The sequence below is a fragment of the Paenibacillus sp. PAMC 26794 genome, from assembly GCF_000316035.1.
Lineage (GTDB): Bacteria > Bacillota > Bacilli > Paenibacillales > Paenibacillaceae > Paenibacillus.
In genome coordinates this window covers 14,465-26,745 of record NZ_ANHX01000027.1, presented here as the reverse complement: position 1 = coordinate 26,745, position 12,281 = coordinate 14,465, and the positions used below count along the sequence as shown (strand labels likewise).

At 47.1% G+C, this 12,281-nt stretch carries 9 protein-coding genes; 8 read left to right on the top strand and 1 reads right to left on the bottom strand.

Annotated features, from left to right (window positions below):
* Positions 1–39: 39 nt before the first annotated feature.
* The gene (locus D829_RS0113945) at positions 40–1,758 is read right to left on the bottom strand and encodes a methyl-accepting chemotaxis protein (protein ID WP_017689518.1); all 1,719 of its coding nucleotides are present in this window, start codon (positions 1,756–1,758) and stop codon (positions 40–42) included.
* A 293-nt stretch (positions 1,759–2,051) separates the two neighbouring features.
* Between D829_RS0113945 and D829_RS0113940 the strand changes: the two genes are divergently transcribed.
* From D829_RS0113940 to D829_RS0113905, 8 genes are all read left to right on the top strand, one after another.
* A complete protein-coding gene (locus tag D829_RS0113940; RefSeq protein ID WP_026081171.1) occupies positions 2,052–2,738 on the top strand; it encodes an HAD hydrolase-like protein in 687 nt (228 codons plus the stop codon).
* A 205-nt stretch (positions 2,739–2,943) separates the two neighbouring features.
* Positions 2,944–3,834 (top strand): sugar ABC transporter permease, encoded by an 891-nt coding sequence (locus D829_RS0113935; RefSeq protein WP_017689516.1) that lies wholly within the window; start codon positions 2,944–2,946, stop codon positions 3,832–3,834.
* A 203-nt stretch (positions 3,835–4,037) separates the two neighbouring features.
* Complete coding sequence (locus tag D829_RS0113930) at positions 4,038–4,907, top strand: carbohydrate ABC transporter permease (RefSeq protein WP_017689515.1); 870 nt, start codon at positions 4,038–4,040, stop codon at positions 4,905–4,907.
* Positions 4,908–5,011: 104 nt separating this feature from the next.
* Positions 5,012–6,763, top strand: coding sequence for a sensor histidine kinase (locus tag D829_RS0113925; RefSeq protein ID WP_017689514.1), 1,752 nt, complete (start codon positions 5,012–5,014; stop codon positions 6,761–6,763).
* 11 nt (positions 6,764–6,774) lie between these two features.
* Entirely contained in the window at positions 6,775–8,379 is a 1,605-nt protein-coding gene (locus D829_RS0113920; protein ID WP_017689513.1) for a helix-turn-helix domain-containing protein, read from the top strand.
* Positions 8,380–8,513: 134 nt separating this feature from the next.
* Positions 8,514–9,911 (top strand): sugar ABC transporter substrate-binding protein, encoded by a 1,398-nt coding sequence (locus D829_RS0113915; protein WP_017689512.1) that lies wholly within the window; start codon positions 8,514–8,516, stop codon positions 9,909–9,911.
* Positions 9,912–9,979: 68 nt separating this feature from the next.
* Positions 9,980–10,315, top strand: a complete 336-nt coding sequence (locus D829_RS0113910) for a cupin domain-containing protein (protein WP_017689511.1) — start codon at positions 9,980–9,982, stop codon at positions 10,313–10,315.
* Positions 10,312–12,234, top strand: a complete 1,923-nt coding sequence (locus D829_RS0113905) for an alginate lyase family protein (protein WP_017689510.1) — start codon at positions 10,312–10,314, stop codon at positions 12,232–12,234. The genes D829_RS0113910 and D829_RS0113905 overlap by 4 nt, the downstream gene beginning before the upstream one ends.
* Positions 12,235–12,281: the final 47 nt, after the last annotated feature.

Below are 12,281 nucleotides of genomic sequence, written 5' to 3'. Positions count from 1 at the left end.
TATAACTATATAGACATGCTATCGGTATGTTGATTCAGGTCACGCCAGCTTGAATCGCTTAACCAGCTGATCAAGTGCATCGGACATTTCATTCAACTGCTTGGATGTGTCAGACATTTCCTGCAGAGAAGCAAGTTGTTCCTCCGTCATCGCAGACACTTCTTCTGTAGCTGATGCAGTATCTTCCACAACAGCCGATACTTCATTGATGGACTTCATCACAGCCTCACTACCGGAAGTTAACTCCTCGACAACAGCAGATACCTCCAGAACTTCACCACTGAGGTTATGAATATGCTGAGTAATAGTTGAAAAAGCATTACCTGCATCCTCAATGGTCCGCAACCCTTCATTCACATGTAGCGTGCTCTCATCAACCACCTGCACCGTACTTTGAACACCTGCTACCACGGTTTCCAATATACTTGTAATCTCTTTGGCTGATGTTGCACTTTGGTCTGCAAGATTACGGATTTCCGCGGCAACGACGGCGAAGCCACGTCCATTTTCCCCAGCGCGGGCAGCTTCGATTCCGGCGTTAAGTGCAAGCAGATTCGTTTGTCTCGCAATACCCGACATTGAATCTGCAATGTTGATCACTTGATCAGACATCTTCGAAATTTCATTAATGGCTTCCTGTACAGAGAGGAAGGATTGCTCAATGGAACTCATTTTGCCTACAGCATTATCAATGCGCTGTTGCCCATCCACGGCAATGGATTCGGTACGCACTGCACGATCTGCTACGTCACTTGCCGAGGAGGCGACACGATTAAGGCCGTTGAGGGATTGCTGCATCGCAGCTACCATGGTTTGCGTAAGAGCAACCTGTTCATCAGCGCCTTCAGCCACGCGTTCCATGGCAGTAGCAACTTCTTTTCCTGCAAGATGGCTATCGACAACCCCTTTATCCAATCGATCCGAAGCTGTGCTCAGAATCATGGCATTGCTCTGAACGTCCAGCATCATTTGCTGCAAACCAGCGAGCATTGTATTGGCTGCCTCCGCGAGTTCACGAGTTTCGTCTTTCATTGGCGTAGCGATTCTCAGTGTCAGGTCACCATTGGAAGAACCGATGTCATGTAATGCCTGTTTTACGGTACGGATGTTTCTAACAATGGCACGTGACAGGACCAATGCAGTGATGAACGAGATAATGGCCACAACGATAAGTGCCCCATACAGTTCCAAGTTCAGTAGTGTGTTTTTTTGCTTCAGCGCTTCTGTACGGTTATCGGTTAACGTATGCTCGTTGGTTCGAAACGTATCGAGGGCAGAGCGAAGCTGGTCCATGTCTCGTTTACCCGGGTCATCGGCAAAGAAATCTAGAATGGCTTGCGTATTATTCGCTTGGCGAAGGGCGACCACAGGTTCACCAGCGATCTGGATCCAGTTCTCCATGTTACTATGTATGTCTTTCAAGAGTGCGGTTTGGGCCGGGTTGTCCGAAATTAATTCCGCAAGTTCATCTTTCAGAGTACCCAGTTCTTCTTTTCCTTTGGTGTAGGGATCGAGGTAATTGTCCTGACCAGTAATAACGTAACCACGTTGCCCCGTTTCCATATCTACCATGTTTCTTTCGAGTTCGTAGGTTAGGGCGTGTACTCTCATATCGTGATCGACCAGAAAATCCAGTTCCTCTTGAAGCTGACTTGTGCTGTTCTGAATCAGCAGGATGCAACCGGCAAGTACAGCAAGTACGAGTAAATATCCTAATCCGATTTTATAAAAAATCTTAAAGGTCTTTCGCTTTTTCATGTTTGTTATTCCTCTCTATGGGGTATATGTAATTGTCGAAAAAACTGGAAATGCAATAATTTTAGGTCTTTAGATTAGGTGTCTAAAGAACTATTTTTTAGTATTATACGTAAAGAAAGTTCTTTTGTATATAGTTTGTTTAACTACAATATAACGTTTGGTTGATTATGTATAAGGTTAGGGTTGATGATGTTTTACAATCGTTGGTTTACACGTTCAAACGTTATGTTTATCATGATAAGGGAACGATTCCAATTACATATACATATCCCAATCCGAAAGGAACATTGGACATGACTAAAGAGACGGTATTACTCAAACCGGAAGCGATGATTTTTGACATGGATGGTACGCTGTTCCAGACAGAGACCCTGTTGTTGCCAGCTTACCAGCAACTATTTGATACATTACGTGCCGAAGGGCATTTTGAAGGAGAAACTCCACCCGAGGAACGGATGCTGGGAAGTTTGGGCATGTTGCTCGAAGATATATGGAAAGTGGTTATGCCTGAGGCATCGGAAGCGGCACATCGCCGGGCAGACGAACTGCTGCTTCAACTGGAGATTGAGGGGCTTGATCAAGGAAGTTCTCAATTGTATCCTGGGGTGAAAGAAACGCTGCAAGCACTAAAACAACAAGGAGTGCGTCTTTTTGTCGCAAGTAACGGGCTGGAGGACTACGTGAAGGGTGTAGCGTTTGCACACGAGATTATGCCTTTCTTTGAAGGGGTATACAGTGCAGGCCAGTACAAGACTCCCTCCAAGATTAATCTGGTGCAGATCCTGCTTGAGAAACATCGTATTCAGGACGCATGGATGGTAGGGGATCGCTCTTCTGATGTGGAAGCTGGTAAAATGAACGGTCAGGCGGTCATCGGATGTGCTTATGCCGGGTTCGGTCGTGATGAGGAGCTTGCAGGCTCAGATGTGCTCATCTCTGATTTTACAGAACTGCTGCGTCTATATAATGAAGCAGAGTAGCCTCTACGCTGCATACGTATACTGAGATTTAAGATTCCGAACCGCAAGATATGAACCTGTAGACTCAACGGAAATTCGTTGAATACAGGTTTTTTTGTTTGGTCATGCAGTCACATTCTCCCCTGTAGAAAGTTGATTTCCCTATCCCGCTTTCCTCCATATTCCCTCTATACTTCATTCAAAAGCTATAGGGGGTCCGATTCTGGTGAAACCATCCAAAATACATGCCTATATGTTCATCTTTCCAAGTCTTTTTTTAACTGTTGTATTCGGGATCTATCCTCTGTTATGGGCGCTGCGTTACATGTTCTATGATTATCAAGGCATCGGGACGCCTGTCTTTATCGGGCTTGATAATTTTGGACGCATTTTGCGCGACGGGCAATTCTGGGATTCTGTAGGCAACACGGGTGTGTATGCCCTGGGTAAACTCGTCGTTACGATTCCACTGTCGTTAACTTTGGCGATTATTCTGAATCGCAAATGGAGAGGGCGATCCCTCTTTAGGGCGATCTATTATCTTCCCACTATTTTTAGCGCTTCGGTCATGGCGATTGTATTTTTTATTATTTTCAACTCCTATAACGGAATATTGAACCAATTACTGCTTAAGTATCATGTGATCTCCGAACCGATCGGCTGGCTGGGAGCTGAGCATGCCATGCTGACGACCATCATCATCGCCATCTGGGGGGCTGTGGGCAATTATATGTTGTTGTTCATTGCGGGTCTTCAGAGCATTCCTGAAGAGCTTTATGAGGCGGCATCACTGGATGGAGCGAGTGAGTTTCAGAAACTGCGGAATGTAACGATTCCTTTGCTGGGTCCTGTCTTGCAGATGATTATCATGCTGGCAATTACCACGGCGCTGAAAGGTTACGAGAGTATTATGGTGCTGACCGAAGGGGGGCCGTATGGCAAAACAGAGGTGATGTATCTGTATTTGTTCAAACTGTTGTTTCCCGTGTCGGCTGACACACAATCACTCCAGCAGCTCGGTTATGGCAGTGCAGTCGGTTTCACAACGGCTCTCATCGTAGGGGCTGTGACGCTCATTTATTTCCGCATATCCAAAAAGCTCAATGATGTCTATTAAAAGGTTGTTCAAAAAGTCCGCTTTTGATTACGAATCATGCCTAGCAGCATCATCAGCATCGAATATGAAATTCAGCCGAAATGTCCGTTGCTCACGTAGTTTTCCCTACGCTCCGCTACTCCATTTCTAGCTTCATTCCATCTTCTCGGTACTGAAAACCACCCTTTTTGAACACGTATAAAATTAATCAGGAGGAAACGATGATGACTCAAAACGTGCTTGCGCCCTCAGGGTCTCCCCAACTCATTCGCTGGACCAAACGAACGGTACTTTGGCTGTTTTTGATCGCAATCGCTCTGCTGTCGCTGTTCCCCATCATACTTGTATTGCTCGGTTCCTTCAAAACGAACCAGGAATTGACCGGAGGAGCTACCATCTGGCCGAAGATTTGGCAGTTCTCCAACTATGCTCAGGCTTGGAAAACCGCCAATTTTTCGGGTTTTACGATGAACAGCTTGTTTGTTAGCATCAGTACAACAGTTGGCACGCTGCTGGTAGCTTCGATGTCAGCCTACGCTGTGGATCGAGTGAATTTTAAGGGGAAAAAGGGGTACACCCTCCTCATGGCATCCACTCTTTTTATTTCCATAGGCGCGGTTGTGCTGCGTCCGCAATTTGACCTCATGGTCAAGCTGGGGCTGAATACCACGTTGTGGGGCGTTATTATTATACTGATCAGCGCACACGCTGCCACATACTTTATTCTGATTGGTTTCTTCAAGAGCATCCCGCGCGAACTGGATGAAGCGGCGATGATTGATGGCTGTAATTTTTTCACCACCTACTGGCGAATTATTCTTCCGCTCCTGCGCCCCGGACTCGCCGTTGCAGGTCTGGGTGTATTCCAGAGTTCATGGAATGAATATATTCTTCCTTTTGTGTTCACCATGAGCAATCCGGACTTGCAGACTTTGCCGGTTGGGCTGGCTAATCTGCGATATGGCATCGGAGCTGCGGCTGAGGTTCAACTGATGATGGCCGGAGCCTGTCTGTCCATTTTGCCGCTGCTCATCGTTTATATTTTTGCCAACAAATCATTCATGCAGGTGACCTTGGGAGCTGTGAAAGGATAGGCGTGAGCACAATCATGGAAACGGTTTTACGGGTAATTCCACTGTGCTATACTCATTTTAATTCACAGCGGACGGGCCAAGCCGTGTTCAAGGAGCGAGCGCCGATGATATTCAACTTTTATAAAATGTCCCTGAAAAAAAGAATACAGCTGCTGTACATTTTTCTCGTTGTCTTGTGCATCAGTGTGACCGGGATATGCTCTTATCTCTTTGCTGCACGAAGCATTGAGCAGAATGCACTTGAACTGAAACAAAGCATTCTGAACAAATCAGTGCAGGTTATGGATGAACATCTAAGACACATTGTTGTATCCTCTTTTTCTTTTATGCTCAATGAAACGTTTACCCAGGTCATGAAGGACGTGGGAAAAAATAACACATCTCATTATTATCAGAATCTCTCGCTGCTGCAAACATCATTTGCTCAATTGAAGCTCGTAGAGCCACTGATTGATACGGCATATCTGACAACACCCATCGGTGATTTTTTCTCGACCAAAGATTTTCCGAATCGCAATAACTCATTCGACAGGGAATACGGACGCTACGTGAAGCTGCAAGGCTGGAATACGATGTGGTTTGGTTCACATCAGAGTCAGTTATTCCAATCCCAAGGAAATGTGTTATCTCTGTTGCTTAAACCCATTGTGGTCGATAATCATACCTATTCGAATGTATATATGGTCGTCAATATGAAGGAAGAGGCGATGCGAGACATTCTGACGCAGGATCTCATGAATAACCAGATTCAACTGTTTTTGCTGCACAAAAACGGAAATGAAGTCATTCGGCCCAGGTCCCGAAATTACGATTTCATTATGGAGCCTGACTTTACCCAACAGTTTAGCCGTGGCGATGCTGGGGATTTTACCTACAGGAACGATCAGGGGGAGGACATGCTTGTTAACTATTCGGCATTGTCGATGAACGAGGATTGGGTCATGGTAAGTGTACAGTCCAAGGCTGACTTGTTGTCCCCCCTCCAAAAGATACGCTGGCTGATCATCCTGATCATGTTGTTTTGCATTTTGCTCGCACTCGGGTTGTCCAGGCTGCTGGCCTCCGCTCTGCTGAAGCCACTGAACAAACTGCGACGCCTGATGGTTGAGGTGGAGTCCAATGATCTGGATGTACGGTTTCGCAGCAAGTATGACGATGAAGTCAGCGCTGTAGGGCATCGTTTCAATCGGATGTTGGACCAGATTCAGATTCTGTTTGAAGAAGTACGGACAACGGAGCAAGACAAACGGCGGTTTGAGGTCAAGGCGCTTCAGGCGCAGGTTGATCCTCATTTCCTCTACAATACGCTCAATACGATGTTCTGGAAAAGCGAGAGCGGAGAGAAGAAGGATGTAAGTGAGATGATCGTCTCCTTATCCTTGTTATTCCGTCTGGGCCTGAATGATGGTAAAGACATCACCAGTGTGGAGCAGGAGATCAAACATGTCGAACAATACATGCAGCTTCAGCAAAAATGTTATGAGGATCTGTTCGTTTATCGGATTGAGGTAGGGGACCCCTCTTGTTACGCTGTTGATATTTTAAAAATATTGCTTCAGCCCTTGGTTGAGAATTCCATCCTGCATGGATTCAATGACAAAGAAGATTTGGGCGTTATTATCATCCGCATTGATCGTCAGGGTGACACACTACGGCTGGAGGTGGCTGACAATGGATGTGGGATGGATGTAGCCAGCATCTATGCTGAGGAGGCTCCTGACGGGGGACGCAAAGGTTATGCCCTATCCAATCTGCATGGCAGATTAAGCCTGCACTATGGGGATGTGGCCTCGATTGTATTTCATAGCAGTACAGATGTGGGAACAACGGTTGTTATCACGATTCCGATCACCTGAGGAGGGGCAGTATGGGCCAATTGACGATGTGTGTTATGGATGATATCCAGGCAGTTGTAAAGGGCATATCTTCAACTATTCCGTGGGAAGATCATCAGGTTCGGATTGTAGGCACGGCGAGCAATGGAGAGCGCGGTTGGTCCTTGTTGCTGGAGCAGCAACCCGACATCGTGATTAGTGATATCAGGATGCCCAAGTTGAGCGGGCTGGAGCTAATGAAGCGGGCATTGGATGCCGGACTGCGAGCCAAATTTATTTTCATCAGTGGTTATTCGGATTTTCAATATGCACAGGAGGCCATCAAGCTGGGTGCATCCGATTATTTGCTCAAACCGTTTACCCCTGAAGAAATACTCGGTGCAGTGTTGAAGGTAAGGCAGGTGATTAAGGAAGAACAGGCACAGTGCAAACAGCTGGAACAGCTGGAGCAGAAGGTGGAGAGTAGCAGCCAGTATGAGCGTCACAGTTATCTACTGGGCTTGTTGCGTCATGAAATCGGGGGATTCCTGAATGAAAGCCGCTGGAACGAGTTGCATATTGATCTCGATTCCTCCAATCTTCTCGTCATGGTCATTGAGGTGGATGGTTATACGCGGTATGGATACACGATGCATCTGGATGCCGAAATCGTTCCTTTTGCGGTCCAAAATATTGTGGGAGAAACCTTGAACCGCTATACCAAGGGCGTTGTTTTACGGGAAAACCGATACCGGCTTGCAGCCATATTTAACACAACAAGCCAGATCGACGTCTCCGAGCTACTGGAGCAATGCCGCCAAAATGTGGAGCGATTCAGCAAAAAAACAATCTCGATTGGTGTCGGTACGATTGCCCGCAGACCACAGGAAATCTGGACGTCCTACGCACATGCGGATCAGGCGATATCCTATCGTTTTTACAGTGAAGGAAATTGCATCCTCCAGTATGCTGAACTGGAGAATCAGGCATGTGTAGCTCCGGTGTATCCTTTGGAGAAGGAGAAAGAGCTTTTTTATGCCCTGAAATGTGGTAATGAGAGCACCTGTCATCGCATCATTGATGAAATTCTCGAAGAATGGCAGGTTTCCAAAGGTTATCCCGAGCCGCTCACGATGATTCGTTTGCTGTCAGGACTTGCTTTTGCCATCTACCGTGCCTTTTGTGATGAGATTACAGCAGAGGAACGCTTGCGTCTGGAGGCCGACCTGACAGTACTTGAGGCGATGCGCTCCTTGACGTTTGATGGCTGGAGGGGATATATCAAGCATTTTAGCAGTATGGGTTGCGAGATTATGGACAAAAAACGACTCACCGATGTCAAGCAGGCGATTAGCAAGGCGCAGGAATATATCAGTCTTAATCTTGCAGAAAATCTGACGCTGCATGCCTGTGCCCAATCCGTGCATTTAAGTCCGAGTTACTTTGCCAATGCCTTCAAAAAGGAAACGGGCATAACGCCGATTCAATACATTACTAAGATGAGGATGGAAAAGGCCAAAGAGTTGCTGGTTGCAGGCGTACAGGTGCAAGAGATCTGCCAGAGACTGGGTTATGAGGACAGACCTTATTTCAGCGGCTTGTTCAAGAAATATTGCGGCATGACGCCAACCTGCTTCCGGCAAATGTATGAGAATTGAAAATAGATACGGATCGTCATTTGTCCCACCATGCAAAGTCAGAATGTCCCTCACCTCCATGAAAGCGTAGCGATTATCATTACGTTAACGGATAACCAAACGGGTTGTCCAGACAAGCATAAGGGGGCATATCAATGGTTAAAAAGTGGATGGTGACTACGCTAAGTGCATTGCTGGCGCTAAGTTTGGCAGGTTGTTCTGCTGACAGTGGTACTTCGGCAAATAGCGAATCGGGAACCAGCGGGGAGAATGCTGGAGGGAAAACCAAAATCATATATTGGACACCGGACCGCCATGATGCTGATTTTATGAAATCCAAGATCGATGAGTTCAACCAGACGAACAAGGACAACATTGAAGTGGAGATGACCGTGATGGGGGACAACTATCCACAGGCGGTCGATATTGCTTTTGCCAGCAAGCAGGCACCCGATGTGCTGCAAGTTAATGATTTTCAGACGTATTATCAGAAGGGGTATCTCGCCCCGATCAATGGATACATGAGTGACGAGATGAAGGCCGTATTTAAAGACAGCTTGATTGAAAATAAAAACACGATTGATGGAAAAATATATTCCCTCCCCAATACAGGGCAGGTCTGGCGGCTTGTGTATAACAAAGATATTTTCAAAAAGGCAGGGATCGAGAGTCCGCCAAAAACGTTGGCTGAGATGGTTGCGGATGCCAAAAAAATTACCGAAGTTGGTAAAAGTGAAGGCATCTATGGCTTTGCCAGCCCATTCAAGAGCAGCAGCGGCTTCTGGAGAGCAGCCAATACGATTGCAGGTGCAAGCAATAATGTTGGTATTGATGGTTACAACTACAAGACTGGCCAATTTGATTTTGGGATGTACAAGGATATCGCAATGGCGCTTCGTCAGATGAATCAGGATGGCAGCATGCTGCCAGGGGTAGAAAGTCTGGACATCGATCCGCTCAGAGCTCAGTTTGCTCAAGGTAAAATCGGAATGTACATTAACCACTCCGGTGAACCAGGTGTATATAAAGATCAGTTTCCTACAAAAGAAAATTGGGCAGCGGCTCCTGTGCCAACAAATGATGGAACGATCAAGGGCGCTTCGCAAGTCATCGGGGGCTCCTACATCGGTATCAATGCAGATTCTGCCAACAAGGAAGCGGCATGGAAGTTTATGGAGTATGTGTACAGCACAGATCTTCAGAGTGAGTATTATGAAAAGGGATACGGAATCTCACTGATTCCTGCTGTACTAAGCTCTGACAAAAAACCAAGCATTCCGGGCATTGAAGGTTTCCTGCCCAAACGTTATGATGCCATTTTCCCGGCAAATCCAAGTGTGATGACCGAGAGTTCACTGGAAGGCACCAAATGGAGTGAGGCTTTTTCAATCTTTGTATTCACGGGTGGTGATCTGGATGCTGTGATCAAGGATCTGGATACAAGGTACAATGCAGCTCTGGAGAAAACCAAAGCGGCAGGGCTGACCAACATAACTGCTGATCCTTCGTTTGATTCTTCCAAGCTTCAGGGAAAATTGTCCACAGAAGACTAATAAACGTTCATAGCGGCCGTGGTTTAACTACTTCGGTCGCTTATTCACAAGGAAAGGGGAAAAGAAAAATGATTATTAATCATGCGTCTACCGATGCACATATCGTGAACGAAACGAGTTCCCGGAAGATCTTGGGTATGGGCGGTACATTAATGATGGTGGAGGTTACCTTTGCTAAAGGTGGTATTGGAGAAGTTCACTCCCATGATGCGCACGAGCAGGTCAGCTATATCGTCAAAGGCAGCTTTGAGGTACAGGTCGGTGAAGAAACTCGCATCTTAAAAGCAGGCGACAGCTTTTATGCCGGTTTTAACGTCCCGCATGGGGTCAAGGCACTGGAGGACTCCGTCATTCTGGATGTGTTTACCCCGTTCCGTCAGGATTTCCTTGAGGCGTCCCAATGAGCGATTTTTACCTTTCGGCAACGGATCTGCAACGGGCTGCCCAATATTATGAAAAACATTTTCCGGAAGAAGCCCGAAATTCGCTCACGATTGCCAATCGTGCCATCCTGAATGAATTTATCGTTCCTTATACCAACGATCTGAATCGCTGGATTCCGATGGGGACACCCGTGGACTGGCTTCACAACCCGACCAATGATCTGGAGTTCACATGGGGCATCAATCGACACTGGCATATGCTCGATCTGGGCAAGGCGTATCTGATGAAGGGCAATCCGCTATATGTAACAGCATTTACTGACCACTTCCGTAGCTGGAGACAGCAAAACCCGGTACCTGTAAATCTGGTTTACGACGAGGCCGTGTTCTTTCAAAAACCCGGTCCGTGGCGTTTGCTGGAGACGGGACTACGTGTGCAATCCTGGATATCGGCATATAAATATATGGAAGCGAGTCCACTGCTGGACGAAGGCTTTCAGGCGGAGTTTCGACAAGGTCTGGACGAGCACGCCGAGTTTTTGACACGTTACCTCGGCAGCACGGAAATCAATCATGCCATTATGCATATGCAAGGGTTGTTCATGATCGCTACGTTCTACCACCAGCACCCGCGAAGTCCACACTGGCGTCAAGTCGCGATGGAACGTCTTGAATTGTGTTTGCTGCATCAGTTGGGTGAAGAGGGAATACAGGTTGAACTGACAACACATTACCACAATGCCAGCATCGAAATGTTTGGCACGCCTTATCGGTTGGGTGAGATTTCAGGACATCCTTTCTCGGCATGGTATGCCCGCTGTCTGCGCCAAATGGCTGCATTTACTGAGGCGCTGATCCGACCAGATCATCAGTCTACTGGTATTGGTGATTCGGATTGGGTTGGCGACGGACGACAACGACTGACCCTGCTTGGAGCGATCCTGGACGATGATGATTTGATGGCTCGCGGAACGGATAGCTCGGAGTGTCTCTGGTTGCTGGGTGTGGAGAAATATGAGCGATGCCTCAGACTACAGGCTTCTTCTTCGCCGGTTTTGTCTAGTCGAGCTTTTCCGCAGACAGGATATTATGTCATGAGGGACAAGTATCAATATCTTTTTTTTGATGCGGCTGCCATGGGCGGAGCACACGGACATGCGGATGCGCTGAATGTGGAGTGGATGTGGAAGAACCAGCTTTTCTTCACGGACACCGGACGTTACACGTATGAAGAAGGGGAATGGCGGCGGTATTTCAAAAGTACGCGGGCGCACAATACCGTCACGGTGGATGGTCTGGATCAGACACCCTATCTCTCCACACAGCAATGGGGTGAACCGGAGGCTCAGGCCACAACGCTACGTTGGGAGAGCAATGACAGCTATCACTTCATTGATGCTTCACAGGATGGATATACGCATTTGCCAGATCCAGTTACACATCGTCGGTGGATGCTGGCAGGGGTGGAAATCCCTATACTACTCATTGTGGATTGGCTGGAGGCAGAAGCAGAGCATACTCTGGAGCAACGTTTTCACCTGCATCCGCAAGCGGATATTGCGTTGAGAATGAATGAAGCTGGAGAAATGACGGCGAATATGAGCTATGAGGCATCTTCTATAACGCTGACGATGCAATGGGTTACGGCAGGCATCGGGAAGAGAACCTTCGAGTTGACAGAGCAGCCCGGCTGGGTATCTGAGGTGTATGGTTCCAAGTCGGAAACATCGGTCATCCAGGGCAAGACTGATTTCTCGGGTAAAGTGGGTATTCTGACGTTGTGTCTGCCCGCGGATCACACAGACCAGGTTACACATGTTACCACATGCCAACTAGAACCTGACCTGATGAGATTGGCATTATCTTATGTGCATGGTGAGGAAAAAGGGAATATTGTGATTGACAATGACATGTTGCAATGGACGAAAGAGCAGAAATAAAAAAACAGTAAAGCAGGAGCAGATGCTCGCACTTGGCGAACATACAC

What these genes read in the sequence shown, in the direction of transcription:
- D829_RS0113930 (WP_017689515.1), top strand. Translation starts at nt 4,038, where the DNA reads ATGACTCAAAACGTGCTTGCGCCCTCAGGGTCTCCCCAACTCATTCGC.
- D829_RS0113940 (WP_026081171.1), top strand. Translation starts at nt 2,052, where the DNA reads ATGACTAAAGAGACGGTATTACTCAAACCGGAAGCGATGATTTTTGAC.
- D829_RS0113925 (WP_017689514.1), top strand. Translation starts at nt 5,012, where the DNA reads ATGATATTCAACTTTTATAAAATGTCCCTGAAAAAAAGAATACAGCTG.
- D829_RS0113905 (WP_017689510.1), top strand. Translation starts at nt 10,312, where the DNA reads ATGAGCGATTTTTACCTTTCGGCAACGGATCTGCAACGGGCTGCCCAA.
- D829_RS0113945 (WP_017689518.1), bottom strand. Translation starts at nt 1,758, where the DNA reads ATGAAAAAGCGAAAGACCTTTAAGATTTTTTATAAAATCGGATTAGGA.
- D829_RS0113910 (WP_017689511.1), top strand. Translation starts at nt 9,980, where the DNA reads ATGATTATTAATCATGCGTCTACCGATGCACATATCGTGAACGAAACG.
- D829_RS0113920 (WP_017689513.1), top strand. Translation starts at nt 6,775, where the DNA reads ATGGGCCAATTGACGATGTGTGTTATGGATGATATCCAGGCAGTTGTA.
- D829_RS0113915 (WP_017689512.1), top strand. Translation starts at nt 8,514, where the DNA reads ATGGTTAAAAAGTGGATGGTGACTACGCTAAGTGCATTGCTGGCGCTA.